This window comes from Geitlerinema sp. CS-897 (assembly GCF_028368005.1).
Classification (GTDB): domain Bacteria; phylum Cyanobacteriota; class Cyanobacteriia; order Cyanobacteriales; family Geitlerinemataceae; genus Baaleninema; species Baaleninema simplex.
The window spans coordinates 1-26346 of record NZ_JAQNCQ010000130.1 but is presented as its reverse complement, the minus strand read 5'-3'; the positions used below and the strand labels follow the sequence as shown (position 1 = coordinate 26346).

The following is a 26346-nucleotide window of genomic DNA, read 5'->3' as shown; positions in this document are numbered from 1 at the left end:
CTGTAAAAGCTGGGCTGGCAGGTTGGGGGGCGGTGCGTGACGCGGTAAATTCCACTTACCGGAGGGCAGCGACGTTTTGACGCCCGCGTCACGGCACCCTACTGGCTGCTCACTGTAAAAGCTGGGCTGGCAGCGACTTCTTGGAATTGAATCGTGTCTTCGCGGGGATCGGCGTAAGTCACCCGGAGGTCGAGCCGTTCGCCAAGTTGCACCGCTCGGGGAAAACGCCACACGAACTCGATGCCGATTTCTTCGAGGAGAATCACGCCTAAATTTTCGTCTTCGCGAATCCAGCGCAACACCAGAGCTTGCCAGGTTTCGTCCGTGCGGCGGCGCAGATACTCGATCGCCCAATATCGCGAGGTTTGACGCTCGACCAAAACCGCTTCTTTGACCGAGGACATAATACTCGCCATCATCTGCTGGACTTGCTCGGCTGAAAACGGTTGGGCCTCTCCTCGCAGGTGGGCTTTAAGCTGGAAGTGCGTCAACAAATCCGTATACCGCCGAATCGGAGAGGTGACTTGCGTGTAAGTGTCGAGACCGAGACTGGCGTGGCGGTTGGGTAGAATGCTCGTTTCGCTGCGGGGCATACATTGACGGATGGCGCAAAAACGCACCGGCCCCGCTGGCAGTTGCAAGAGTTCCTCTTCCGAAGGCAGTTCGGGTTGAGGTTGGTGGCGGAAGGGAATGACGACGTTGTGGGTTTGGGCGTAATGGGCAGCGACTTCCCCCGCTAAAATCATCATTTCCGCGACTAGATTCCGGGAAAGGGAATCGTCGAGAACCTCGATCGTCACCTCTTCTCCTTTGACCTTAATGGACGCTTCGGGTAGATGAATAGAAATCGACCCCCGCGTTTGTCGCCAAGCCTGGCGTTTCTTCGCCCACCCAGCCAGGTCGGAAATTTCCGGTTCGGCTCGCAACCCCAGTTGCAGCATCTCGTCTACGTCGTCGTAGGTGAGGCGATAAGTCGGTTTGACCCAACTTGGATGAATGCTATATTCGCTCACTTGCCCGGTTTCTTCGAGAACGACGCTGAAGCTGAGGGCGCAACAGGTTTGTCCCTGGTTCAAACTCATTGGCCCCGTTGCCAGTTCCGTCGGCAGCATGGGGGTCATACCCGTCGGCAGATAAACTGTAGTGCAGCGTCGCCGAGCTTCTAAGTCCAGTTCGTCGCCGGGGGTCAGCCAGCGGGTGGGATCGGCGATGTGAATCCACAGACGCTGTCGGCCGTCCTCGAGATATTCTAGACTCAGTCCGTCGTCGATTTCTTGGGTGCTGGTATCGTCGATGGTATAGATTTTGAGGTGGGTGAGATCGAGTCGGTTCGGCTCGGAATCTGGGGGCGGAGAAGTCAGACAGCGTTGCGCCACGTCGAGAACCTTGTTCGAGAAGTGCGTGGGAATCTGGGTGCGTCGGAGGAAGAGATTTTCGTGGGGACTCCACAAACCCAAATCCACTAAAAGCTGAAAGGCCGATTGTGGCGTTTCGGGGCGATCGAGGGCTTCGAGAATTTCTTTGGCGGCTGCGCGAGAGGGGGTTTCGTTTCCGAGGGCAGCTAAGCGTTCGAGGGCGTCGATGCGGTTGCGATCGCTCTGACTCCATTCGACCGAGTCTCCAGACAGGGCTTGGTTAACGCGATCGAGAAAGTCTTGCCACTCTTGCTGGCGTTGGGCTTCTGCCTCGATTTGGTGTTTGAGATCGGCCACTTGCGAAGCGGGTCTTGGCTCGTAGCGATCGCCTTTTTGTTTGAAATAAATTTTATCGTCCGACAGCAAACAGTGGGCGGCGTACTGTTGAGCCGGAGTCTCGTCGTTAAAGAGCAGTTGCGCGAGTCCGCTGGGGTCGATCGACTCTCCATCTTCGGAGAGAAACTCCCACGCGACTTCCAAACTCGAGGGATCGAAGTAAGTCTGTGCTTCCTCGAGTAGCGGCTCTAACTCTGAAGGGCTAAAGACTTGACTGTTGAGGTGAAACGTAATTTGTTTGGGTGATAGACTCCGAGACTGGCCTCGATCGTCGAATGCCACCCAGTTTTTCTTGCCTTCTGGACGGTCTAGCACCCCGAGGCGGCGCTCGCCGTGCAGTCGAAATTCTACGAGATTTCCCTTCTCCACCAGCCTACCAATTCCACGTTTGCGTCGTTATCCCGCCGCTAGCCGTCGATCTCGTACCGACAGCTAACGCACGACAAAAAAACATTACCCTTCTTTATTCAAGAACGGCAACAGTGCCACTATTCTAGCGCGTTTGATGGCTTTGGTCAGGTCGCGCTGTTGGCGAGCCGTCAAACCTGTAATGCGGCGAGGCAGGATTTTTCCCCGTTCGGTGATAAATTTTCTGAGCAGATCGACATCTTTGTAGTCGATGGGATCTCCCGGTTTGATGGGAGATACGCGACGACGGTAAAACGTAGCCATGGAATGCTTTACTCCTAAACAATTGAAGGTTGGGGTTTAGCAGCCGAGAGGCGTTGAAAGCGTCTCGGGACTATGAAATTGACACTATTTGGTTTCTTTGTGAACCGTGTGCGTGTTGCAGTGGGGGCAGAACTTCTTCAGTTCCATGCGCCCCGTGGTGTTGCGACGGTTTTTCTGGGTCGTGTAGCGAGACACGCCCTTCGATCGCTTGTTGGTATTGGTACGACACTCGGTACATTCGAGGGTCACGACAATGCGGACGCCCTTAGCCATAATCGTCTCGTGTTTCTTCTGTGAACAAATTCAGACGCGATCGTCTATTGTTTCATATTTTGCCGGATTAGGGCAACCCATTTTTTGGCTTTTACGTCCAAGGAGTAGCCCCGTCGGGTGGCGACGACGCGAGTATTGGCGATGCGATCGTGTAAGGCGGAGGGATCGAGGGGATCGAACCAGGCAATACCGAGATCGATACTGAGGGGAACCAGTCCCAACAGATAAAAGGCATTGCGCGACGCTAAGCTAAAAAAGCCCGAAATCGCCCAAAACGCAAACAGTCCCGCCATTCCTTCTCGTTTGGCGAGTTCTACGAGACCGGGGGTGCGCTTGTAGCGGTTGTCGACCACGCGCATATCGAACGCCCAGCGACCGGGACTCTGTCCGTAGTTGGAGGATGCCACCACCACGCGCATCGCGAGCCAGGCCAGGGCAAAACTGACAAACTGCGCGAAACCATTGGGGCCGCCGAGCATCGCGCAGAGAAACCAGGCGATCGCGCTATCGAGCGCAAAGGCGCAACCTCGACGCCACAGGGGAACTCGCGGCACGCGATCGTAAATCGGATCGTTGTCCATCGACAGTGTTGGGAATTGCCAGCATTATTTTAATAGTGCCACGTTCGGGGCAGGGGAGAGGGGGAGAGAGGGAGAGGGGGAGAGAGGGAGAGGGGGAGAAACTATTCCTTGTTTCCTGTTTCCTGTTTCCTGTTTCCTATTCCCGATGCCCTGTTTCCTTATCAATTGTCAATTATGCTTCAGTATGGTTCCGAAATTTGGTTGCGAACGGGAGAGCATTTGCTGCTGGTGGCGCTTTCGGTGGCGATCGCACTCTGTATCGGTATTCCGGCGGGGTTGCTGGTGACGCGACGCCCTCAACTCGCACCGCCGGTTATCGGCTTCGCCAACGCCGTACAGACGATCCCCAGTTTGGCGATTTTTGGCTTTCTCATCTCCGTTCCCTTACTCGGTGGAATCGGTAAAATTCCCGCGATCGTCGCCCTGTTTTTGTACGCGCTGCTGCCCCTCGTCCGCAATACCTATGCTGGAATTCGCAGCGTCGATCCGGCGATCGTAGAGGCGGGGCGCGGTATGGGAATGACCGATCGCCAATTGCTGTCGAAAGTGGAATTTCCCCTGGCGATGGGCGTGATTATCGCTGGGGTACGGGTGGCGACGGTGACGAGCGTTGGCGTGGCTACTATTGCTTCGGCGATCGGGGCGGGCGGTTTGGGCGTGTTTATCTTTCGCGGCATCGCCACGGTGAACAATTCGTTGATTTTGGCGGGGGCGGTTCCAGCGGCGATTATGGCTCTGCTGGCAGATTTCGCCATCGGACAGGTTGAGAAAGTCCTCCGTCAAGGTGGAGGGTGGCGCAAAAGCTCGACGCCTCGTAGTGTGGCACTGTTGGTGTTGGTGGGTCTGTTGGGGGCGATCGCACTCTATTCGCCTTCGGATTCCACGTCCCCCGCCTCGGGAGATATCGCCATCGGCTCGAAAAACTTCACCGAACAGGTCGTTCTCGGGGAACTCCTGGCACAGCAAATCGAAAACAATACAAATCTAACTGTAGCGCGACAGTTTAACCTCGGGGGAACGTTTATCTGTCACGAGGCAGTGAAATCTGGACAGATCGACGGTTACGTGGAATATACCGGAACGGCGTTTGCGGGGATTTTGAACCGCGACCCCATCGCCGATGCTGAAACGGTCGAACGAGAAGTTAGAAAAGCTTATAAAGAACAGTTCGATCTAGTAGTGATGCCCAGTCTGGGCTTTGAGAACACCTTCGCGATCGTGGTGCGCGGGGAGGACGCGCGACGCTACAAGTTGCAGCAGCTCTCAGATTTGAAACGACAGGCGGACGAGTGGCGACCGGGATTCGGGTACGAGTTTATCGAGCGAGACGACGGATATCCGGGTTTAGCAAGAACTTACGACCTCGACTTCGCGCGATCGCCCGACATCATGGAACTGGGGTTGATGTATCGCGCCCTCGTCCACCATCAAGTCGATGTGGTGGCGGCCAATTCCACGGACGGCTTGCTGGGAAAGTTAGATTTAGTAGTTTTAGAAGACGACAAACAGTATTTTCCGCCTTACGAAGCAGTTCCGGTGTTTTCGCGGGAGACCTTAGAACGATATCCCGAAGTGAGGGAGGCGATCGCACAGTTAGCCGGACAAATTAGCGAATCCGACATTCAGGCGATGAACTACGCCGTAGACGGGGAGTTTCGCCCGTTGGCTGAGGTGGTTAGGGAGTTCTTGTCCTCACGATCTTCCGAGGTCGTCTCCTCTGAAACCGCGAGTTCCGCCTCGAGATTTTCGGAACTGAGCAAGTTGGCGAAAAAACAACTGTAGGAGCGCAGGACGATCGCGTTGCCTCGAGAAGGTTCTGCGATGCTGTCGGGCGAAAGTACGTCGCATTCGGTACCGAACACCGACTCGCATTCGGCGTTTTCCGTCAGATCGTACCGTACCGATTCGTCGCTAATGTTGAACAGACACAACAGCCGCTGTTCGGCATATTCGCGCACAAAGCCGAGAACTCGCGGGTCGGTTTCCAACAGTTGAAAATCTCCCGCAATCAACGCAGGTTGGCTGCGACGCCAATGCAGCAACCGCCGCCAGGTATTGAGCAAGGATTCGGGATCGCTGTTCTGTCGGTCGACGGAGCGGCTGAGATGGTTTTTGGGAATCGGAAGCCACGGTTCTTCAGCGGTGGTAAACCCAGCGTGTTTTTGCCGCGAATCCCAAGGCATGGGCGTGCGAGACCCGTCTCGACCCGGTACTTTGGGGTACAGTGCCTTACCAAAGGGATCGCGAATTTTGTCCTCGGGAATGTCTTTGGGAATTTTAGCTTCGGGCAGTCCCAACTCGTCCCCTTGATAGAGACAAAACGCTCCGGGCAAAGACAACAGCAACGCCGCCATCATGTGATAGAACTCTTCGGGGTAGGGTTGTCCTTTAACGGTCGTTTCCGTCCATTGCGATCGCAGGCGTCCGTAATCGTGGTTTCCGACGATCCAACATTGTCCGCCTTCAGGAAAGTGAATTTGAATGCGTTTGAGAATGCGACGCATCATCTTCGCTGTCATCGGTTCGTCTTGCAGCAAGGCGCTGTTGTACACCAGATGGAGGCGATCGTCTCCCTTGACGTACTGACTCGAGAGGTCGATGGAATCTTCGCACAGCGTCACCTCGCCTAACGTCACGACACCGCGATAGCGATCGACCAGTTCGCGAATGGGTTTGAGAGCTTTGAAATTCTCCGGACGGCAAAAGTTATAGCGAAACAGATAGTCCACCATGGGATTGTCTGGGGCGATACCGTCGGGAAGCGGGACTTTCTCAGAGCGTTTCGGGTTGTCTCGCAGTTGGCGATCGTGGACGTAAAAATTGACCGCATCCATACGGAACCCGTCCACGCCGCGATCGAGCCAAAATTGAGCGCGACTCAACACGGCATCGATTACGTCCCGATTGTGCCAGTTCAACTCCGGTTGACTGGGCAAAAAATTATAAAAATAATACTGTTGGCGGTAGTTGTCCCACTCCCACGCACTTTTTCCCATAAACGCCGAAACCCAATTGTTCGGCGGCGAATGTCCGTCCGGTTTCGGATCTGCCCAAACGTACCAATCGGCTTTATCGTTATCGCGACTCTTACGACTTTCGACGAACCAAGGATGTTGGTCGGAGGTGTGGTTCCAAACCTGATCGATGAGAACTTTCAAGCCAAACGAGTGGGCGATGTCGAGCAGGCGATCGAAATCTCCTAAATCGCCGAATAACGGATCGATATCGAGCATATCCGTGACGGCGTAGCCGAAATCGTCCATCGACGCCTCGAATACCGGACAAAGCCAAATGGCATCGACGCCGAGGGAGGCGATATAGTCCATTTTATGAATGATGCCCTGGAGATCGCCCATACCGTTGCCGCTGGAGTCGAAGAAACTCAAGGGTGAAATTTGATAGATGACAGCGTGCTGCCACCACTGGCCGTTATGGGAAAGATTGTTGGAGTCTTCCCAAGTCCAAGCTCGGCGGTGGATAACAGGCTGACGCCACCATTGTTCGTCGTTAGTTTGTAGACGAGGGGTTTTGAGTTTTTGAATTTTCCGCATGGTTGTTTCCCTCCTCAAAAACGTCACGATCGCGATCCCATCGAAATCGCGATCGCGATCGAACGTTACGCGGGACGTTCGGGCTGACCGGCCGGAACGGGATATCGAAACACGGCTGCTACCGAAGTTTCTTCGCTGGGAACCTGTTTCGGTTCGACCAAATACACGGTTCCGTTTTGCAACAAGGTTTGACGAGCGGCTAACTCTAACAAGTCTTCGGCGTTGGTCGAGTCAGACGATTCCATTTCGACGCGGCGCGTTTGTGGGTCGAACCGACCCCAGCGTCGGACGCCTTCGGCGATAAAGAGGGTATCGACTTGACCGTAGCAGGCCGCCGGAACGATTTCCTCGAGGCGATCGGTGGCTTGTCCCGTTCCCACGAGTTCGTGAAATTGCTCTCGCGCTTGCTGTTGTTGTCGTTTGAAATAGGGTTCGACAACGTGCCACGCTTCGCGAAGCAGGGTTTCTAGTTTACAGTCGTCTGGATTTCCTTCAATGCCTTTTTCGAGAAGGGTCGGGTAGCTGTTGACCTCTCGATAAATCGGTAGTAGGTAATCGACACCTGCTAAGACGAGAGGACGGTTCGAGTGTCCCAGTGTCTCGCAAACCGCGCGATCGACCTGTTGGAAATACCGGTGAATCGTCTCTTTGCGATCGCTCGCAGCTACCCCTTGTCCGTAGCGCACAGTGGTACTCGAACCGCCCGTATAGATCTGTACCTGTTTTTCGGGATCGTCGTATTGCAGAGCCTCAGCCAAACCTTGGGGAGCGCGATCGAAGCTGAGTTCTTCAATATGGTAGCGAGTCGCCCGACATAGGCGGACGCCGTTGAGACTCAAGGCCAAAATGTAAAAATGTCCGTCCTCGGACAACAGACCGAACAGAGGCTTGAGGTAGAAACGATTTCCGACGACCGCCAACGGCTCGAAGTTCTGGGGAAGGCGATAGTGGTAGGACGTTCCTTCAGTCAAAAACAAGGCCAGTCCTTGATTTTGGGATTGCCAAAAATTCCGATTTTCCGGTTGGATGAGTTGTCGGGCAGGTTTCAGGATGTTGTCGATCGCCGATCTCGGTAAACCTCGTTCTTGGAGTTGTCGCTCCGCTCCGCTGACGAGGTTTTTTAAACGTACCGGATCTTCTCGTACCGATGGCACTCCTGCCGGGTGTGTCGGCATATAGAGAGATACACAGGGATCGCGATCGATTTGAGTTAAATCCTCTAGCTCAGATTGAATAAAGGAAGCGATCGAAATCGTCATAAAAGTAAACACCTCGAATTTGTTTATATCTATTTCCATTGCAGAAAAAAGCACGGCTGTTTACATCCTTCTTTCGGTAGACAATCGATCGGCGTTTTGCAATTTGTGATGACATGGTGAGAACGTGACCGGAAAACGGTCGTCGCGCTTTACAGTAAATAAAGACCCCCAATATCGACGAGATACTGGAGGTCGGGGTTTGTGTCGTTTTACCCGTCAAGTCCCGAACGGGTGACGGTCAGCCACCTAGTCGCGGCTGTTGAGCGCGATTAGCAGCCGCAAGATGAAAATAAACAGGTTGATGTACGTCAGATACATCGACAGGGCTGCCGAGAGATACTGTTCGTTACGGTAGGTACGAGGCAGTACGAAGAAGTCCACCACCGCCACGCCGACAAACAGTAAGGTGCCGAAGCCAGAAATCCCGACTTCGAGCCAGGTGGGGGTGAACACGCCAAACAGGGAAAACAGGAGTTGTCCGACTAACACCACTAACAGGGCGATGACACCGAGTTGAATGGTTTTCGTCAGTGCCATCCCGTCTTCTTCAGACAGGTTCGACCCGATTTGACGGGCGGCGATGAAGGTAACACCGCATCCTAAAGCCGCGATCCCGATGCCCGTAATGCCGACGCCAGGAGTGGCCAGAGCCAAGGCTACCAAACCGCTGAGAGTGTAGCCAGACAGCAGGCTGTAGGTGGCCAGCAGCGGTAAAGCGACGCTGTTGTTTGCTTTTTCGGCAATGCCACGCACGACGAAGAACAGGACGATTTCAGCAATCAACGCCACCCAGAAGGTGGGCATGAAAATGCCGGGATTGCTGCTCAAAACGGCGAGTCCGCCGTAGGTTCCCGCCGCCGTCAGCACTAACCCGCCTCCGAGGAAGGGGAGGGCGTTGGCGACGACGTTCGGACCGACGATCGCGTTTCCGCGAGCCTGCATCCAAGCTTCTCTGAAATTACTCGTGTTGCTCATATTATTGGGTCTCCTAAACAATATGCGAACGGAAAAAGACCTATCCTCTATTTTCCCTATTTTTTCCAATTGCGGCGATCGTGGGAATTGCAGAGGGGCGATCGCGACTTTTTGAGACAATAGAGGGCGTTCTCCGTCACGTCACCGGACACCTGGCTATGCTCGATTCTCGACTTCGCGGTACGATCGTCTCCTGTCAAGCTCCGGCGGACTCTCCGCTTCACGATGCTTACGTTATTGCAGCGATGGCGCAGGCGTCGGTGTTGCGCGGGGCGGTGACGGTTCGCATCGACTCCCCGGAACATATCCGAGCCGTACGCGATCGCCTCCCCGACACGCCGATAATTGGCTTGTGGAAACAAGTACTTCCCGATTCCGAAGTTTATATTACGCCGCAGTTTCACCACGCGCGATCGGTGGCTGAAGCGGGAGCCGATATTATTGCCATCGATGCCACGTTGCGCCCGCGTCCGGGGGGAGAAGGGTTTTCGGACATCGCGAAACGGGTACGGGAGGAGTTGGGGAAGCGGGTGATGGCAGATATCGATTCGATCGCGGCCGCGATCGCGGCAGCAGAGGCGGGAGTCGATATTATCGGAACAACGCTGTACGGGTATACACCGCAGACGCAACACTTGAAACCTCCCGGCTTCGAGTTGTTAGCAGAGATGGTGCGGCGGCTCGATGGACTCCTGGTGTGTGAAGGGGGGATTGCCTCGCCAGACATGGCCGAACGGGCGATCGCGATCGGTGCTGATGCGGTGGTGGTGGGAACGGCGATTACGGGAATCGACATCCTGGTCGATCGCTATTGTACTCGTGTCGATGCTGCCCGGCGATCTTAACTGGGAAATTCTCTCTGACTGACGCACTGTCAAGGGAATTTCGCTCGATGTCAGACGGAAATCAGGTAGGGTGGGAGGTTCGCCAGTTTCTCAGTGTCGGCGGTTATGCTGGGGCTAAAGTGCTGTAAGTGCGAGAGAGAGCCGATGGAACCGATCGAATGGGGACTGGTGGCGATCGCGGCGGTGATGTTGAAAAAAGCCGCTGAAACTACCAGCGAGACGGTGACTAAAGATATGCTGGCGGCGGCGTTGCCTCCCGTCAAGTCTGCCGCCACAAAACTCTCGACGCAGTTGCGCGATCGCGTGAGTCAGTTCGGCGATCGCGTACAGAAGCGGCTTCCGGCGGAAGCAAACCCCTTCGACAATCCGGAACTGTTGGCGGAAATGGTAGAAGTGGAAGTCGAAGATCCTGAAATGGCGGCGGTTGTGGAGGAAGTCGAGGCGCAACTTCCGCCTATTGAAATTAAGATCGATCGCCGCAAGCAACAAGGTATCGTGATAAACGACAGCGCCACGGCGAACTTCAACCAAAAAATCGAGCAAAATTTCAGCTAGAACGGCGATGACGGGCGATCGCAAACAGCAAGGCATCAACGCCAACGACAGCACGAAGGTCGATATCGCGCAGGTGGTGCAGCACTTCGCACCCCCCGAATCGCGCGACCGAACTGAAACCAAACTACTCGACGCCGTAAAAAACGAAGTGGCGGGACGGTTGGCGCAATCCCTCCACCAGCGCGTTTACGTGGAACTCGACAAAACCGAAGATTCCACCCAAGTTGTACCCCCTTGGAGCCTGGACGTAAAACTCGGGAATGCGTCGAGCCAACGATGTCCCGAGGGAACCCACATCGTCGATATCTTCGACAGAGCGGAAATCGGCGGACGTTTGCTCGTCCTGGGTGCGCCGGGTTCGGGAAAAACCACGATGCTGTTGCAACTGGCGGAGGAATTAGTCAAACGAGGACAGGAAAACGCCGCTTATCCCGTTCCCGTGTTGCTCAACCTGTCGGCGTGGAAGTCGGAGTTTCGAGACATCCCCAGTTGGATGGTGTCCGATTTGAAGCTGAAATACGGGGTGCGGAAAGATATCACCGAAAAATGGATTGAAGAGGGGCGAATTTTACCGCTCCTCGACGGTTTAGACGAGTTGATGTCCCAGCGTCAGGAAACTTGCGTGCAGGCGCTCAACGAGTTTTTACCGACTTGGAGCGGTACGCCGTTGGTGGTGTGTTCTCGTTTGGAGGAATATCAGCTTTACGAGACGAAATTGGGTTTAAGTGGGGCTGTTATTTTACAGCCGTTGACGGACAGACAAATTGAAACCTACTTGCGTCGCGCCAAGTGTGATTGGCTCTGGGATGCCGTTCGGGACAACGCAGACGTGATGGATGCAGATGCGGGATTGGCTCGATCTCCGTTGTTGCTGACGCTGTTGGTGTTGTCTAGCGATAACTTACCTGTGGAATTGTGGACGCAGCAGGAAAGTATAACAGAGCGGCGGCGAATTTTATTCGAGGCGTATATTGAAGCGAGGTTGCAACGGCCGTATCGGGGTGGAGCAAATTTACCGGCGACGAAACAGGGTCGAAAGCCTTATGAGCAAGATGCAAAAACTAAATATTGGCTAGGTTGGTTAGCTTCACAGTTTGTTTGGATGTACAAAACAGATTTTTGGATTGAAGCAATACAGCCTTATTTTTTAGATTTAAAACCGCAAAGATTCGCTTACGGTTTGTTGTCTACACTATTTATATGCCTATTTTTAGGTGGGTTGTCATGGACTATTGAAGGAAACATTTTTGGCGGTTTGACAGGAATCTGTTTGGGGTTGCTTTACGTATATTTTGTTAAGTTATTTGATGAATTTGGATATATAAATACTACAAATATGGTTGAATTCAGCTTATTAGTAAACTTCGACAAATCTAAAAAAAGACTTTTGTTTTTTACTCTAAAAGGCGTGACTTATAGTTTTGGAATTGGCTATATTTTTAGCTATATTTTTGGTTTCTTGCCTTTTTTTTATGTAGTCTTTCAATCCATTTTTGTTTTTTTGATGGGCGTAGCGTATTTTTTTATGACAAAAATAAACACCAAAAAACATGATAATCAAGGTGTTCGTCAGGCAATATTAAATTCTTGTATTTTTAGTATAATTTTTCTTCTTATAAGCATTTTGGTTTCATTAAATACCAATGATAAAAATAATTATACAGAATTTTTTACTATTATTTATCAAGGTATTTTCTTGAGTATTTTGTATGGTGCTTTTGCTGGAGGTTTATTGAGTGTAATTCAACACCTTGCCCTCCGCATTACCTTTTGGATTTTCGGCTATAGCCCTTGGAACTATAGCAAATTCCTTCACTACTGCACCGAACAGGGTTTTCTCCAGCGTGTTGGTGGCGGCTATCGCTTCGTTCACGCTCTCTTACGGGAACACTTCGCGAAAGAGTATGGGGATTTAGAATAGAGAACAATAGAGTTAGTGCAAGCTAAAAAAGATATTGTCGGGAAACTTCAAAACGCTTTAATTTAACGATCGCATTCAAACCATGAGAATTCCCAAAAAACGCGCCCCTTCTCACCCTGGAGAAATTTTACTCACCGAATTTCTAGAACCTCTCGGACTGTCACAACGCGAACTAGCTGACGCGATTCACGTTCCCTATCAACGCATAAACGAGCTGGTTAACGGTAAGCGTGGCATTACCCCCAGTACAGCACTTCGACTGTCTACCTTTTTGGGTAACAGTGCTGAGTTTTGGTTGAACTTACAACAAGCATGGGAACTTTACCAAGCTCTGTACAAAGAGAAGGAAGTTTTAGCTAAAATTTCTCCATTTCAGGGAAACGATCGTACTTCTGGTATAACTTTTGGCGAAAGTAGAAAATAGAGTTCCATTACGACAATGAAACGCTCGTGACGTTAACCGTCTCGAACGCCGCCGCGATTTTTGGAAAACTGCCAACTTAAACCCTATTTTCAGTAATTACCCTGTCTACACTCGATCGCAGGCGATCGCTCCTCAAAACACTGCTGCTAGAAATCGTCCGCCGCGATCGAGAATTTGTGGATCATTGATTCGCCGAACTCACGACGACTCTTGAAATTCCAAATCCGAGTAAGGATAAAAATCGATACGGCGGCTTGAGCCGCCGACCAATTCTTCTTACCGAACCATAGGCGAACGTTCTTCGCGAACGTTGTCTAATCCCGTAGGACGCAGGGGGATTTGTTGGTTGTGGGTTGCGTAGAACAGACAACCAACGAACAAGCCGCCGCCGATGAGGTTGCCAATGGTGACGGGGAGATAATCCCAGAACACCATATCGATCGCAGAAATCGGTGCGCCGAGCATAACACCAACGTTGAGGAAGTACATATTTACGACGATGTGCTCTAAGCCGAGGGCGACGAAGGTGGCAATGGGGAACCAGCAACCCAGGATTTTACCGGGGACGGATTTACTGGCAATTCCCAACAGGACGGCGACGCAAACCAGTAAGTTGCAGAGGATACCGCGCACGATGAAAAGCATAAAGCCCGGTGCGCCCATTTCGCGGACGGCGACGGATTTGGCGATCGCGATCGCCATGAGCTTTTCGGCGACGGCGTTGGGTTCGGCGAGGGTTCCGCCGTTGCTGAGGGAGAAGCTAATTAGGAATGCGGCGAAGGCACAACCGAGGAAGTTACCCAAGTAAACCCACAGCCAGTTGCGAACGCTGCGCGTCAGGTTGGTACGACGAGCTAGCATGGCGGTGGTCATGAGGGCGAAGTTCCCTGTTACCAGTTCCATGCCAAAAATGACGATGCTGCAAAATGCCCACGGAAAGATGATTGCCCCGAGAACGGGGATTTGGGTTTGCACCATCGTCGTGACGGCCAGAGTGATGCCGATTCCCAAAATCGTGCCGGAGTAAAAGCCGCGCATCAAGAGGTTTTTCACAGAAAGGCGAGCTTTGTTTTCGCCAGCCTTGACGGCCGCTGCGACGAGTTCGGGGGGGGCGTTGTAATCCACGAGCGTTTGTCTCCCGTTTGAATTTGAATTTGAAAGTGAATCAGTGGTACGAGCGTTTTGGCACTAGAGAAGTGCGATTCTAAGGGTTTAATTCAGAAATTTGTAAGGCGATCGCTGTTGGGGGGAAACGGTTGACTCGGTTAATTGTTTCAGCACGGTTTCGCCACGGTGACGGGGCTTAGGGTCGATCGAATTCCTCGTTGTTTTTGAAAACTGGAGGCAGTTTTCTCGCAAAACTTGCGTTCAAAAGTCAGCCTATGGAGCGCAGCTAATGTTGAGGTTTGGACTTAAAGTCACTGCAACCTGCTTTTTTATACGAGTTAACGACATTGATTTGGTGTTTTGGGATAGCAGTAAATGCAAGACAGCCACGGCAAAAACACCGCGATCGAAAACGCGCGGTTTGCTGTTGCGACAGCTTGCAAACGAGGTCGATCGCATCCTAAAAGATGAAGTTTTATAGATTTGTGTAAATAAATACTGTTTTTTATAAAGCTATGCGAAAAACGCATAGAAATTTTTCCAAAAGTGCATTTGACTGGAATTGATATGGCAGCGATCGTCGCTCAAATTGCCAGTGGGTCTGGATTTGCAGGCGATCGCCCGAGTCTCTATTTGACAATCGAGATAATTTTGTAACATTCCATACAAATTAGTTACGAACGAACGGGATATTCTGACTAAATTTCTAAAAAAAACATTTTTTTGTAAAGCCTTCAAAAAAACAAAATGGCTTGCACGAACCAAAAATCTTTGTGATACGATAAGCCTCGATGTTCTTCCTAAAACACTCGTGAAACTTCCGGAAATTACCGAAAAAATTCTAGCTGCAAAAAAAGCAAAAGGTCTAACTTTTGCCGATCTAGAATCTACAATTGGGCGAGATGAAGTCTGGATTGCTGCGGTGGTTTATCGCCAAGCTAGTGCTTCGCCAGAGGAAGCTCAGAAACTTGTCGAAGCCTTGGGCTTAGGTGCAGAGGAGGCAGAAATCTTAACGGAATGCCCCGTCAAAGGTTCTTTAGACCCCGTGATTCCCACCGATCCGCTAATTTATCGATTTTACGAAATTATGCAGGTTTACGGAATGCCAATTAAGAGCGTGGTTCACGAAAAGTTCGGCGATGGCATTATGAGCGCTATCGACTTTTCTGTAGAAGTTGAAAAAGTCGAAGATCCCAAAGGCGATCGCGTGCAGATTGTCATGTGCGGAAAGTTCTTGCCCTACAAAAAATGGTAGCGATCGCGATTCTGGAGATCGCTGAAAATCGAGCGATCGCCTAATTCAACTCTTCAACCTAATGTTTTTAACCGCCAGAGACGGAGATTTCGTCTCTTGGCGGGGATAGCGGCTATACAAGATACAACGAATCTCGAGTTTTACGAATCGAAAAACTGAGAATTGTCTACGACTGCGCCGCCGACGCGCTGACATCAGACTTAGATCGATCGATCGCCTGTAATAAAAGATAGTTGAGTACAGTACGAACGGCGATAATCGTCGCCAAGCGAGCAATGTCATCCCAACGACTCGAAATCATTGTCTTCAAAATCGTCGCTCCAATCAAAAAACTCAACGCCAAGGAAAACGAATATCCCATCACCAAACGGCTACGTTGAAACGCATCGGAGGTTTGAGGACTAAACAAGGCATCTTTGAGGAAAATAACTAACGCTCTCGTAACCCCAATGGCAATTACAAACAACGCTAACAACTGACAAAAACTTGTCAAAATGCCGTTAAGCAAGATCACAAACTCTGAGATGACGACATCTAACGCCATATCTTCTCCCACGTTCTACATCAAACCTCGCGATCGCCTCGATTCTATTCACAACCCAAAGCTTAATCTCGCGTTCCACTAGAAATCGCTTCCTCAACTCTCGAAGTATCCCAGGTTCGACGGGGAAAATTGGGTTTTCGCGGACGTTGGGAACGATGCAACAACGTATAAAAACAGGGAACGATAAATAAAGTTAAAAACGTTGCCAGTGACAATCCTGAAAATACCACAATTCCTAACGGTTGTAAAAACTCCGAACCTTCTCCAACTCCTAACGCCAACGGTAACAGCCCCAACACCGTCGTTACCGTCGTCATCAAAATCGGACGCAACCGTTGCGGAGCGGCTTCTAACATGGCTTCGTAGGGAGTCAACCGCTTTTTCTCGCGAATTTGGTTGGCTAACTCCACTAATAAAATAGCGTTGTTTACCACAATTCCTACGAGTAAAACTGCTCCCACAATTGCCGTGGCACCGACGGCGGTATTCGTGACGTACAGCCCCAAAATTCCCCCGGCTAAGGCTAAGGGAACGGTCAAAATAATCGCCAACGGATCGAGAAGCGAGTTGTATTGAACGGCCATCACCACGAATACCAAAAACGTGGCTAAACCGCCGAGAATTTGCAGCGATCGCTGTAACTGTTCGTTGGTTTCCGCGACGGAACTGGGAATCCGCGTCACCCCTTCAGGAAATTGCAACTCAGCCAAAATGGTATCCACTTCTTCGAGGGCGGCACTCAAACTCGCGCCTTCTACCAAACTGCCTTCAATTAAGACGATTTGACGTTGGTTGATTCGTTGAATTTCTCCGGGGGCGATGCCAGGTTCGATGTTGGCAACGTCTCCCAAACGGACGAGTTCGTTCCCGTCGCTAAATAAGGGGATCGATCGCAACCGACTTTTTTGTTGTACCGTACCGACGGGCAAGCGCAACCGCACGTCTACCAGGCGATCGTCCCGTTGCAGTTGCGTCACCACCGTTCCGTCTAACGCCGTCTGTACCGTATCCCCGATCGCTCGCGCAGATAGCCCCAAATCCGCCACCCGTTCCCAATCCGGACGAATTTGAACTTCCGGTTGCGGTTCGGCGGCGTCGGGTTGATAGCGGGCGAGGGTGGCCCGTTCTTCCAAGGCTTGCAACACCATGCGCCCCGCTTCGTCTAATTTCTCCGTATCGGTCCCCTGTAACATCACGTCGATGTCGTCGCGGGTGGGAGAGTTGCTGAGAATTAAGCCCCGCACGGATTCCGGACGCATTCGGATCGAGGTATCCACTAACGGAATATCTTGCTGAATCTGCTGGTTGACGCGATCGACATACCCCGAAACGTTACTTCCGGGTAATAACGCAATGGTACTCGAGGCTCGCAGGGCGTTGGCACTGGTGGAACTGCCGAAGAGAAAGCCCCCAGCGGTACTAAAGGCGTATTGGGTTTCGGGTTGCGCCAAAAGAATCTCGTCGATCGCAGACATCACCCGGCGGTTGTCTGGCAACGGCGTACCGGGGGGAAACTGCGCCACCAGTCGCGCTTGTCCCGTGTCGATGCGGGGTAGAATCTCCTGGGGCAGTCGCGCCGCCATCCAAATGCTACTTCCGCCGAGGACGATGACGGCGAGGGCGATCGTCAGCAAGCGAAGCCGCAACACCCCCGCCAAAATTTGCCGATAGAGGGCAGTGAGAAAGCGCACGAAGCGTCCGAACAGCCAAATTGGTGGAAAACGGTCAAAACGACTCGATACCGGAATGGCGAGCAATCGAGCAGCTAAGGCGGGAACCACCGTGAGAGCGATCGCCATCGATGCGGCGACGGCGAAGCTAATCGTCAAAATCAGTTCGTTGAACAACAGGGAGATAAAGCCCCCCAACATCAAAAACGGCAACACCGCCACCAAGTTGGTACTCGTGGAGGCTAACAACGCCGATTCCAACTCGCGGGCGGAGGTTTCCGCTTGTTCTCGCACTCGTCGGGCGAACTGTTGCTTTCGACTCTGTGTTTGAGGCGTTCCCGACGACGCCACCTCAGCGGTTTCGACGCCCTGGGCGATGTTCTCCAACATGACGATCGCGTTGTCTACGACAATTCCCACCCCCAACGCCAAACCGCCCAAACTGAAGACGTTCAGCGACAGTCCGAACGATCCCATTAAAATCGTCGCCGTCAGCGTTGCCAGGGGAATCGCCAAGACGACGATGAGGGTTTGACGGAGGGAACCCAAAAACAGTAAAACGGCGATCGCCGCCAATCCCGAACCCGACAATCCCGCCGTCACCACGTTGCGAATGGAATTTTGAATAAATCGCGATTCGTCCAGGGTGGTTTCTAACTGCATATCCTCCGCAATCAGCCCCGACGCCCGCAACGCCTCGAGTTTGGCGACGACGCCCTCGACGACTTCCACCGTATTGGCATCCGGTTGTTTCTGAACGCTGACTTTGACGGCGGGTTGTCCGTTGAGGGTGACGAAAATGCGTTGTTCTTCCGTTCCGTCCACCACTTGGGCGACGTTTTCCACGTAGAGTTTACCTGTAGACCGGGTCTCGTTGCGATCGCCGTCGTCGAGGGCAACTCGCCGAATTTCTCCAGCCTCCTGAAACCGTCCCGCCACGCGAGTTAAGGCTTCGGACTCGCCGCCGCGAATCAAGCCGCCAGAGGTGTCTTGGTTGCGTTCCCGCAGGGCGTCCCCCACATCGGAGATGTTCAGCCCCACCGCTTGCAACCGTTCTAAATCCAGGTTCACCCGCACTTCTTCCCGCACGCCCCCGGATACGTCCACGTTGGCGACGCCGGGAACCCGCGTCAGTTCTCGGGCGAGTTCTTCATCGGCGAAAATCCGCAAATCCACCGGACGCAACGCCGTTGAGGTTAAGGCGATTTCGTAAACCGGGAGTTGGGAAGGGTCGAATTTGAACAGACGGGGGGTTTCCAAATTGTCGGGAAGGCGATCGCGGGCGCGGTTTAAGGCGGCGGTGGCGTCGTTGAGGGCGCGATCGATATCGTCGCCAGGACGAAAGAACAAGTCGATACTGAGTCGCCCTTCTCGGGTTTGCGAGAAAATCTGCACCACCCCTTCCGTGGCGGCGAGGGCTTCTTCGAGGGGGCGGGTAATGTCGTTGACGGCGACTTCGGGGACGATTCCCGGCGCGTCAACCCGCAAACCGATGCGAGGATAGGTGATACTGGGCAGCAAATCCACGGGCATTCGCGCCACGACGAACCACCCCAAGACGATAACCGCCACGGTGAGAACCAGGGTTCCGATATGTTGCCGGATGGCGAGGGTGCTGAGGCTGAGGGGGGTTTGCATTTCGGGTAGGGAGAGGAGGGGAGAGGGGGAGAGAGGGAGAGGGGGAGAAGGGGAGAAACTATTAACTGTTCCCTGTTCCCCGTTCCCTATTCCCCGTTCCCGGTCTTCACTGGTGACTGAAACACTGCTTCGCGTTACACTGCTCACTGTTACTGTAAAGCACGTCCCCTAAGATTTACAGAAGAGGGAGCAAAGCCCACGTCTTTTAAGCGTGGGACGAACGCGTTAAAGCTTTTAAGCTTCGATGCTACAATCCCGATTGAGGGACAGGTAGCTAACCTCACGAAAAACCTGACACCGAAGGGTGAGAACCGATGATTACTGAAGTTTGGCGGTTCCACGCGGAAAATAGCTCGCGTGGGTAAAAACTTCAAGCGTCAAGCACGGAGACTCAATTTTTTGCACTCCACTGTACGGTAGGGCATACCGGAACAGGCATCCCCCCTTAGCCCCCCTTAGTAAGGGGGGTTGGGGGGATGCGAACGCGCCGGCGTGATATTGGCCTCTGGGCATTTGGCTTCCGAGGCAAATGCGTAAGCCAGATCGTTGAGCCAAGAATCCCACGAATTCTATTCGTGGGAGTGTCAATTTCCAACCCCCACCGCTTGCTTGCGATGGCGGGTTTCTAAGTAAATCAACAACGCATTCACGTCCGCCGGATTCACTCCACCGATGCGCGACGCTTGACCGATAGTCATCGGACGAACTTTAGACAGTTTCTCTCGCGACTCCTTCGATAGTGTTTCGATGGCGTCGTAATCTAAATCCGCCGGAAGCGGACGGTTGGCTTCCCGACCGATCTGGTCGATTTGGTTTTGCTGGCGTTGCAGATATCCCGAATATTTAATGTCGATTTCCGCGCCTTCTCGTTCCGCTAACGCGAGATCGGGATTTCCTAACCCGAAGCGATCGAGATCCACATAATGGAACTTGGGACGGCGCAACAACTCCGCCAGCGTCACCGAACCCTTGATTCCCTGTTGGGTGGCGTCGATAATCTGCTGTCCGACTTCGTCGTGTTGCTTGACGCGGGTTTTGTGCAACCGTTCCTTCTCCGCCGCAATGTTGGCTTGCTTGCTCTCGAACAGTTTCCAACGGCGATCGTCGATCAGGCCGATTTCTCGTCCTAACGGCGTCAAACGGCGGTCTGCATTGTCCGATCGCAACACCAACCGATACTCCGATCGCGACGTTAACATCCGATAGGGTTCCCGCAACTCCTTCGTACAGAGGTCGTCGAGTAACGTGCCGATATAACTTCCCTCGCGGGGGAACACCAGCATCTCTCGACCCCGGACGAATCGCGCTGCGTTGATTCCCGCCACGATACCCTGTGCCGCTGCTTCCTCGTATCCCGTCGTGCCGTTAATTTGTCCAGCACAGAACAGACCCTCGACTTTTTTCGTCATCATCGTGGGGAAACACTGCGTCGCTGGAAGGTAATCGTATTCCACCGCATACGCCGGACGCAGCATCACGCAGTTTTCCATCCCCGGCAACGTCCGCAACATCTGCAATTGCAGGTTTTCCGGCAGTCCCGTGGAAAACCCTTGAATGTAGAGTTCGGGGAAATCCCGACCTTCGGGTTCGATGAAAATTTGGTGACTGGGTTTGTCGGCGAAGCGAACGATTTTGTCCTCAATACTGGGACAGTAACGGGGGCCTTTCGCGTCCACCCAACCGCCGTAAACTGGGGACAGGTGCAGGTTATCTTGAATAATTTTGTGAGTTTGGGCCGTCGTCCGCGTCAGGTAACAGTTCATCTGTTCCCGTTCCACCCAGGCTTCTGGGTCGAAACTGAACCAGCGCACTTCCTCGTCTGGCGGTTGCGGTTCCATTTTGCTGTAATCGACCGATCGCTTGTCTACTCGCGCCGGGGTTCCCGTTTTCAGGCGATCGGTTTCAAACCCCATCTGTTGCAGGGTTTCCGTCAGTCCTACGGCGGCGAACTCTCCGGCGCGTCCGGCTGGCATAGATTTGTTCCCCACCCAAATCACGCCACCGAGGAAGGTTCCGGTGGTGAGGATAACCGTTTTGCACTCGAAGGCGACGCCGAAATAGGTTTGAACGCCGATAATTTCGTCGTTTTCCCCCAAAACAATGTCCGTCACCATGCCTTCGCGCACCGACAGGTTTGCCTGGTTTTCCACGATGCGCCGCATGATGGCAGCATACTCCCGTTTGTCTGTTTGCGCCCGCAACGCCCACACCGCCGGTCCTCGCGAGGCGTTGAGGACGCGCTTTTGTAGGTAGGTGCGATCGGCCATTTTGCCGATTTCGCCGCCGAGGGCATCGACTTCGTGGACTAACTGGGACTTCGCCGGAGCGCCGACAGCGGGGTTGCAGGGTTGCCACGCGATTTTATCCAGGTTCAGCGTCAGCAACAGGGTACGGCAACCCAGTCGCGCCGAGGCGAGGGCAGCGTCACATCCGGCGTGTCCTGCCCCCACGACGACCACATCAAATTCGTCTTGAAATTCTACGGGGGTATTCACGGTCATAGTCTCTGTGTTGACAAGGGGTGAGTCTTCTATTTTAACGGTTAAAATTGAGGTCGGAGTTGGGAAGTTCGGAGACTATGGCGACAACGACACGGTAAATCGGTTGATATTACACAGTAGCGATCGAAAGATGTTTCTAGAGTTTTTATTCGTAATTTGTTCCGACTGTAGAAGCAAACATTACAGCGAAAATGGGCGCAACTATTATGCAAAGAAAAGAGGCAAAGGGAAACAGGGGAGATAACTGGATGATGTGATGACTCGATGATGCGTTCTCCTCACTGATGACTGATGACTGTCTTCAGGCGTCGATATGTCAAAATTTGGGAGAAGCTGTCCCTCAACTCCCAGAACCGATGACCCGCAACGGTAATTCTGTCGAATTTTCCCCGAAAACCTATTGGCGTACGGTCGGGGCGATCGTCGCTGCTTTGTTTGTCGTTCCAGCGATCTTACAAGGTGGCATTGCGTTCTTTCGCGCGTTTTTCGATACCTTGACGACGATGTTACTGGCCGTGAACGTCGTGGGATTCGCAGCGATCGCGGGAACGGGAGGCTTGCTGTTCTGGCAGCGCGATCGCCACCGCCGACAACAACAAACCGCCGATTTGCGAGAGCGGCTGTACCGACAGATTCGCGAAACCCGCCAACCCTTTACGCTGCACGAGTTTGCCGCACAGGTACAGTCCCCTCCGTCTCAAGTGAAACCCCTACTCGACGAAACAGCGCGGGAATTCGATGCTAGATTTGAAATAACGGAACGAGGAGATGTTCGTTACTGCTTCTGTCCCGATTCAACGGCGTCTCGCTCGCCCGATCGCGCGGCGATCGCACCCGAGACCGAGACTTTGCCAGCGCCACTGATTCAAGCGCAACTGGCTCGTCGGCTCGATGTCAGTCCGAGTACGATCGGCAAACGCAAGCACAAGCCAGATTTCGCCGAATGGGTTCGAGCTAAAGATCCCGATGGCATTCCGTGGCACTATTGTGACGAAGCGAAGCAGTTTTTTCCCGTCGATTCCGAGTCGATAGATCGTTAGTGGAGGCGTTACCAATTTTGGATCGCCGTACTCTCGCCGATCTCAACTATGCTATCGAACGTCACAATCCGTTCTCGGGTTTGTCCGAACTTGGGGAACTCGAGGTTTGGGGTGGCGCAGTACCCGACTGCGAAAGCGTTCATCGAGAAGCGACCCGTGCTGTTTCGGCGGCGTTGGAAGCCGTCGAAGGGGGAAAGCGCATCGAAACGCTCGCGGTGTTGGGGGAGGAAGGAACGGGCAAAACTCACCTGATCGGCCGGGTTTGGCGTCAGTTGAAAGCCTCCGATCGCGGTGCGTTCGTGTACGTAGACGCGCAGCAGTTTCAGGAAGGGACGGCGATCCGCCAGGGATTGCTATCGGCCGTGGTGCGCGGGTTGACGCAACGGGGCGCGACGGGATTCATGCAGTGGCAAGAGTTGGCGAGTTTTTTGGCGAACCAGGCGTTTCGCGGTCTCGACGCGACGGCCAAGACGATGACGCCGGACATGGCGGTGAAACGGTTGAAAACGCAACCGCACGATCGCAACCGCCTGTGGATCGATCGCGTGGCGGAGGCGTTTTTTAAGGTTCGACCCGATATCGACGATCCCGATGTGGTCAGGGCGATGTTGTGGACGCTATCGCCGTCGCAAGCGCCCTTCGCGCGAAAGTGGTTGGCGGGGCGATCGCTGGCGGCGTGGAAACTCGACGAGTTGGGACTTCCGAGTCACGCGGCGGAGGTTCGGGAATCGAGAGCCTTGGAGTTGCTGCGGGACATTTTACAGTTAGTCGGAGATTGGCGTCCGGTGCTGGTGGCCTTCGATCGCCTCGACGATCTCGATGACGAAGAGGAAGAGGACGACGATCTCGAGGAACGGTGGGACGTGCGCGTTCCGGTGGGGGCGATCGTGCGCTTGTCGCAAACAGTGCGATCGCTGCGAAGTCGGTACGGGGCGGTGCTGTTGAGTGCGATGATACCGGATACTTGGTATCGGACGCTGCAACCGATGTTGGGGTCGATGGTACGTCACGTCAGCGATCGCTCCGATCCGGTGCGCTTGTCCGAACCGGACGAGACCACGATTCCGGCGGTGGTGAGAGCTTGGTTACAACAGTTTTACAGAGAGCGACAACTGACTCCCCCGACGCCGCTGTATCCGTTCGACAGGGCGCAGTTAACGGCGTTAGCGCGGGAAGACTCGAATTTTCAAGAGGTTATCGACTGGTGTGGCGAGAATTTCCATCCGGTGGAAAACGACCCCATCGAACGGGTGGCGCAGGCGTACGATCGCGCCTTGGAGGTCGATCGCGCGCGGGAAACGCTCGACGAACGACTGGTGGTGAAAGCCCTGGCCTTCGCCCTCGAAAGTTGCGTCGGAACGACGGTTGAAGAGGTGGAGGTGCGATCGGTCGATCGGGAGGTCGCGCCGAAATCTCTCAATCGCGGCGCGATCGATTTGAAGATATCGGGATTGAGGGAGGGAACGCCAGTGGCCATCGGCGTGGCGGTGGTGCAGAGCGATCGCGGGGCGACGGTGGGGGCGCGGTTGCGGAAACTGTGCGATCGCGAAACCTTTGGCTTGACCGGTAGCTGTCTGGTGCGATCGCCCGACCTCGAAATCCCCCACCGCTGGAAGGCGCGGCGAGAACTCGAACGCCTCGAAGCGTTGGGAGGAGCGTGGGTGGAATTGCAGGACGTGGCGTCCTTGTTGGCCATCTACCACGTCTTTTTACATCGCCGCGTCTGGGGTTTGTCGCGATCGCGGATTTTGGCGTTTGTGGCGCACAAAGGACTCGCTATCCAAAATTCTACGATTCGAGGGATTTTGCGAGCGCACGGCCATGGAAATTCCCAATCCTGTACCGCCGTTGACGAACCGCTCGAACGGGGAGAAGATTTCGTGGGCAAACAGAACTGCGATCGCTACAATTCCTAAACGAACCTGAAGATCTAGAAATATCGTAAAATTGACAGCCCGACTCCGGCCAAAATGTTACGATACCTTCGACCGAACTCAGTTTGACGGGGTTTTATGTTAGAAAATCGCGACTATACTTTGATTATCGATCGAAGTGGCAGTATGTCCGAACCAGATCGAACGGGCGGAAAAAGCCGCTGGGAAACGGTTCGAGATTCTACACTCGCCCTAGCCCAAAAATGTGAAGAGTTCGACCCAGACGGCATCACGGTGTATTTATTTTCTAGCAAATTTCGCCGTTACGATAACGTCACGACCGAAAAAGTCGAGCGCATTTTTGCAGAAAATACGCCCGTAGGAAAAACCGATCTGGCCGCCGTTCTCGAAGACGCGTTTAATAATTACTTCGATCGCAAAAAAAACGGCCAAACTAAACCCAACGGCGAAACCTTTCTCGTGATTACCGACGGCGAACCCGACGATCGCAAAACCGTCATCAAACTGATTATTCAAGCCTCCCAACAGATCGATCGCGACGAAGAACTCGCGTTGTCCTTCATTCAAGTGGGAACCGATCCGAAGGTCACTGAGTATTTAAAAGCCTTAGACGATCGCCTCACGGAAGCTGGGGCGAAATTCGATATCGTCGATACCGTCACCTTAGAAGATATGAAAGGACAATCGTTATCGGACGTTTTGTTAAACGCGATTATCGATTGAGATCGTTCGAGAGTTCTGCTACAGTTATCGATACTCGATTGCCCAGAACTCGGCGATGCAACTCCTCCAAATCGACGCGTTTACTGACCGACCCTATTGCGGGAATCCTGCCGCTGTCTGCATTCTCGAACACCCCGCCGATGAAGGCTGGATGCAGTGCGTCGCGGCCGAAAAAAACCTCTCCGAAACCGCCTTTCTCCACCCGGAAGCGGACGGGTATCGCCTGCGCTGGTTCACGCCCAAGGTAGAAGTCGAGTTGTGCGGCCACGCGACGCTCGCCAGCGCTCACGCTCTTTGGGAACTCGATCTCGCCGATCCCAACGACATACTGTACTTCTACACCCGCAGCGGTCGCTTGAGCGCCCAACGCGATCGCGAATGGATCGAGTTAGATTTTCCAGCCAGTCCCGTCGTACAAATCGAACCCCCGTCGCAACTGCTCGAAGCGCTTGGTGTCCGACCGCAGTTCGTCGGCGAAAACGTCTTGAAAGACCTGTTGGTCGAAGTCGCTACAGAAGACGAGGTGCGACAACTGCAACCCGATTTTGCTAAACTCACTAAACTTTCTGCTCGCGGCGTTATCGTCACCAGTTCCTCGAACTCTGAGTACGACTTCGTTTCGCGGTTCTTCGCTCCAGCGGCGGGAATCGACGAAGACCCCGTGACGGGGTCGGCGCACTGCGCGTTAGCCCCCTATTGGGGCAGAAAGTTAGGAAAGATGGAGTTGACGGGCTTTCAAGCATCCCGTCGCGGGGGGATCGTCCGCGTTCGTCGTGATGGAGAGCGTGTGGTGTTGGGCGGCCGAGCCGTGACCGTGTTGCGGGGTCAGTTGTTAGTTTGACAACCGAGTTCTTGCTACCGCGTTCGAGTTTGAACGGTTTTGCGTTTTAACCTCTCTCTATGCAATCTCTGGCGATTTACTGGAACTGTTACAGTGTTGAATTTAACCCAACTCGGGCTGAAGCAATTCTGTCTGAGGTGCGATCGCGAGGAACGATCGCTATTTTTCGGGCGTATGGCAGTTGGCTGAGAGGGTGACAACATAGCTAGACCCCCTGCCTCACAAGGGATAGAGCCTCTAGCCCTCGTTGAAAATGGAGAGATTTGTGAGGCTTCAACGCCATGAGCGCCAACATCCAATCTCTCCAGAGCAGCAGGGATTGACT

21 protein-coding genes and 2 pseudogenes are annotated in these 26346 nt (G+C 53.3%); 11 read left to right on the top strand and 12 right to left on the bottom strand.

Translation table 11 applies throughout. The annotated features are described in order from the left end of the window. Positions 1-98 precede the first annotated feature (98 nt). From POG22_RS08085 to POG22_RS08070, 4 genes are all read right to left on the bottom strand, one after another. On the bottom strand, positions 99-2120 hold the full coding sequence (locus POG22_RS08085) for a ribonuclease catalytic domain-containing protein (protein WP_498904627.1): 2022 nt from the start codon (positions 2118-2120) through the stop codon (positions 99-101). 84 nt (positions 2121-2204) lie between these two features. After that, a complete protein-coding gene (rpsR, locus tag POG22_RS08080) occupies positions 2205-2423 on the bottom strand; it encodes a 30S ribosomal protein S18 (RefSeq protein WP_017658733.1) in 219 nt (72 codons plus the stop codon). A gap of 84 nt (positions 2424-2507) precedes the next feature. Further along, complete coding sequence (rpmG, locus tag POG22_RS08075) at positions 2508-2696, bottom strand: 50S ribosomal protein L33 (protein ID WP_017658734.1); 189 nt, start codon at positions 2694-2696, stop codon at positions 2508-2510. A gap of 44 nt (positions 2697-2740) precedes the next feature. Continuing rightward, a complete protein-coding gene (locus POG22_RS08070) occupies positions 2741-3277 on the bottom strand; it encodes an RDD family protein (RefSeq protein ID WP_017658735.1) in 537 nt (178 codons plus the stop codon). A 174-nt stretch (positions 3278-3451) separates the two neighbouring features. Between POG22_RS08070 and POG22_RS08065 the strand changes: the two genes are divergently transcribed. Continuing rightward, positions 3452-5059 carry a glycine betaine ABC transporter substrate-binding protein gene (locus POG22_RS08065; protein ID WP_498904625.1) on the top strand — a complete coding sequence of 536 codons (1608 nt, stop codon included), beginning with the start codon at positions 3452-3454 and terminating at the stop codon, positions 5057-5059. On the opposite strand, the pseudogene POG22_RS08060 reads toward POG22_RS08065, so the two are convergent. From POG22_RS08060 to POG22_RS08050, 3 genes and pseudogenes are all read right to left on the bottom strand, one after another. Continuing rightward, positions 5029-6828, bottom strand: a pseudogene (locus POG22_RS08060) (alpha-glucosidase family protein); the annotation flags it as partial. The gene POG22_RS08065 and the pseudogene POG22_RS08060 overlap by 31 nt on opposite strands. A gap of 65 nt (positions 6829-6893) precedes the next feature. Further along, entirely contained in the window at positions 6894-8087 is a 1194-nt protein-coding gene (locus tag POG22_RS08055) for a baeRF3 domain-containing protein (RefSeq protein WP_498904624.1), read from the bottom strand. A gap of 246 nt (positions 8088-8333) precedes the next feature. Further along, on the bottom strand, positions 8334-9062 hold the full coding sequence (locus tag POG22_RS08050) for a Bax inhibitor-1/YccA family protein (protein ID WP_498904623.1): 729 nt from the start codon (positions 9060-9062) through the stop codon (positions 8334-8336). A gap of 158 nt (positions 9063-9220) precedes the next feature. Between POG22_RS08050 and POG22_RS08045 the strand changes: the two genes are divergently transcribed. The 4 genes from POG22_RS08045 to POG22_RS08030 all read left to right on the top strand — a co-directional run bounded on the left by POG22_RS08045 (position 9221) and on the right by POG22_RS08030 (position 12807). Then, entirely contained in the window at positions 9221-9907 is a 687-nt protein-coding gene (locus tag POG22_RS08045) for an N-acetylmannosamine-6-phosphate 2-epimerase (RefSeq protein WP_498904629.1), read from the top strand. Between the two features lie 144 nt (positions 9908-10051). Continuing rightward, positions 10052-10462, top strand: coding sequence for a hypothetical protein (locus tag POG22_RS08040; protein ID WP_017658678.1), 411 nt, complete (start codon positions 10052-10054; stop codon positions 10460-10462). 148 nt (positions 10463-10610) lie between these two features. Then, positions 10611-12383: an NACHT domain-containing protein gene (locus POG22_RS08035; RefSeq protein WP_498904622.1), complete on the top strand. Its 1773-nt coding sequence runs from the start codon at positions 10611-10613 to the stop codon at positions 12381-12383. Between the two features lie 82 nt (positions 12384-12465). After that, positions 12466-12807: a HigA family addiction module antitoxin gene (locus POG22_RS08030; protein ID WP_498904621.1), complete on the top strand. Its 342-nt coding sequence runs from the start codon at positions 12466-12468 to the stop codon at positions 12805-12807. Positions 12808-13083: 276 nt separating this feature from the next. Here the strand turns inward: POG22_RS08030 and POG22_RS08025 are convergent, their stop codons facing one another. Continuing rightward, the gene (locus POG22_RS08025; RefSeq protein ID WP_498904620.1) at positions 13084-13932 is read right to left on the bottom strand and encodes a formate/nitrite transporter family protein; all 849 of its coding nucleotides are present in this window, start codon (positions 13930-13932) and stop codon (positions 13084-13086) included. 793 nt (positions 13933-14725) lie between these two features. Between POG22_RS08025 and cynS the strand changes: the two genes are divergently transcribed. Beyond that, positions 14726-15169: a cyanase gene (cynS, locus tag POG22_RS08020; protein WP_017658683.1), complete on the top strand. Its 444-nt coding sequence runs from the start codon at positions 14726-14728 to the stop codon at positions 15167-15169. A 166-nt stretch (positions 15170-15335) separates the two neighbouring features. On the opposite strand, the gene POG22_RS08015 is transcribed toward cynS, so the two are convergent. From POG22_RS08015 to mnmG, 3 genes are all read right to left on the bottom strand, one after another. Continuing rightward, positions 15336-15713, bottom strand: coding sequence for a DUF1622 domain-containing protein (locus tag POG22_RS08015; RefSeq protein WP_498904618.1), 378 nt, complete (start codon positions 15711-15713; stop codon positions 15336-15338). 62 nt (positions 15714-15775) lie between these two features. Next, positions 15776-19021, bottom strand: coding sequence for an efflux RND transporter permease subunit (locus POG22_RS08010; protein WP_498904616.1), 3246 nt, complete (start codon positions 19019-19021; stop codon positions 15776-15778). A 584-nt stretch (positions 19022-19605) separates the two neighbouring features. Then, positions 19606-21522, bottom strand: coding sequence for a tRNA uridine-5-carboxymethylaminomethyl(34) synthesis enzyme MnmG (gene mnmG / locus POG22_RS08005; protein WP_498904615.1), 1917 nt, complete (start codon positions 21520-21522; stop codon positions 19606-19608). A gap of 284 nt (positions 21523-21806) precedes the next feature. Here mnmG and POG22_RS08000 point away from each other — a divergent pair, with 284 nt between their 5' ends. From POG22_RS08000 to POG22_RS07980, 5 genes are all read left to right on the top strand, one after another. Beyond that, positions 21807-22562: a hypothetical protein gene (locus tag POG22_RS08000; RefSeq protein WP_498904614.1), complete on the top strand. Its 756-nt coding sequence runs from the start codon at positions 21807-21809 to the stop codon at positions 22560-22562. Then, on the top strand, positions 22562-24478 hold the full coding sequence (locus POG22_RS07995) for an AAA family ATPase (protein ID WP_498904613.1): 1917 nt from the start codon (positions 22562-22564) through the stop codon (positions 24476-24478). Before POG22_RS08000 ends, POG22_RS07995 begins: the two co-directional genes overlap by 1 nt. A gap of 96 nt (positions 24479-24574) precedes the next feature. Continuing rightward, on the top strand, positions 24575-25180 hold the full coding sequence (locus tag POG22_RS07990) for a vWA domain-containing protein (RefSeq protein ID WP_063716249.1): 606 nt from the start codon (positions 24575-24577) through the stop codon (positions 25178-25180). A 55-nt stretch (positions 25181-25235) separates the two neighbouring features. Then, positions 25236-26021, top strand: a complete 786-nt coding sequence (locus POG22_RS07985) for a PhzF family phenazine biosynthesis protein (RefSeq protein ID WP_063716250.1) — start codon at positions 25236-25238, stop codon at positions 26019-26021. 59 nt (positions 26022-26080) lie between these two features. Continuing rightward, positions 26081-26218 carry a hypothetical protein gene (locus tag POG22_RS07980; protein WP_498904612.1) on the top strand — a complete coding sequence of 46 codons (138 nt, stop codon included), beginning with the start codon at positions 26081-26083 and terminating at the stop codon, positions 26216-26218. Between the two features lie 8 nt (positions 26219-26226). On the opposite strand, the pseudogene POG22_RS07975 reads toward POG22_RS07980, so the two are convergent. Then, positions 26227-26346: pseudogene (locus POG22_RS07975) on the bottom strand (IS4 family transposase); the annotation flags it as partial.

What these genes read in the sequence shown, in the direction of transcription:
- POG22_RS07980 (WP_498904612.1), top strand. Translation starts at nt 26,081, where the DNA reads ATGCAATCTCTGGCGATTTACTGGAACTGTTACAGTGTTGAATTTAAC.
- POG22_RS08000 (WP_498904614.1), top strand. Translation starts at nt 21,807, where the DNA reads ATGACTGATGACTGTCTTCAGGCGTCGATATGTCAAAATTTGGGAGAA.
- POG22_RS08010 (WP_498904616.1), bottom strand. Translation starts at nt 19,021, where the DNA reads ATGCAAACCCCCCTCAGCCTCAGCACCCTCGCCATCCGGCAACATATC.
- POG22_RS08065 (WP_498904625.1), top strand. Translation starts at nt 3,452, where the DNA reads ATGCTTCAGTATGGTTCCGAAATTTGGTTGCGAACGGGAGAGCATTTG.
- rpmG (WP_017658734.1), bottom strand. Translation starts at nt 2,696, where the DNA reads ATGGCTAAGGGCGTCCGCATTGTCGTGACCCTCGAATGTACCGAGTGT.
- POG22_RS08055 (WP_498904624.1), bottom strand. Translation starts at nt 8,087, where the DNA reads ATGACGATTTCGATCGCTTCCTTTATTCAATCTGAGCTAGAGGATTTA.
- POG22_RS08040 (WP_017658678.1), top strand. Translation starts at nt 10,052, where the DNA reads ATGGAACCGATCGAATGGGGACTGGTGGCGATCGCGGCGGTGATGTTG.
- POG22_RS08045 (WP_498904629.1), top strand. Translation starts at nt 9,221, where the DNA reads ATGCTCGATTCTCGACTTCGCGGTACGATCGTCTCCTGTCAAGCTCCG.
- rpsR (WP_017658733.1), bottom strand. Translation starts at nt 2,423, where the DNA reads ATGGCTACGTTTTACCGTCGTCGCGTATCTCCCATCAAACCGGGAGAT.
- POG22_RS07990 (WP_063716249.1), top strand. Translation starts at nt 24,575, where the DNA reads ATGTTAGAAAATCGCGACTATACTTTGATTATCGATCGAAGTGGCAGT.
- POG22_RS08015 (WP_498904618.1), bottom strand. Translation starts at nt 15,713, where the DNA reads ATGGCGTTAGATGTCGTCATCTCAGAGTTTGTGATCTTGCTTAACGGC.
- POG22_RS08050 (WP_498904623.1), bottom strand. Translation starts at nt 9,062, where the DNA reads ATGAGCAACACGAGTAATTTCAGAGAAGCTTGGATGCAGGCTCGCGGA.
- POG22_RS08030 (WP_498904621.1), top strand. Translation starts at nt 12,466, where the DNA reads ATGAGAATTCCCAAAAAACGCGCCCCTTCTCACCCTGGAGAAATTTTA.
- POG22_RS08070 (WP_017658735.1), bottom strand. Translation starts at nt 3,277, where the DNA reads ATGGACAACGATCCGATTTACGATCGCGTGCCGCGAGTTCCCCTGTGG.
- POG22_RS07985 (WP_063716250.1), top strand. Translation starts at nt 25,236, where the DNA reads ATGCAACTCCTCCAAATCGACGCGTTTACTGACCGACCCTATTGCGGG.
- mnmG (WP_498904615.1), bottom strand. Translation starts at nt 21,522, where the DNA reads ATGACCGTGAATACCCCCGTAGAATTTCAAGACGAATTTGATGTGGTC.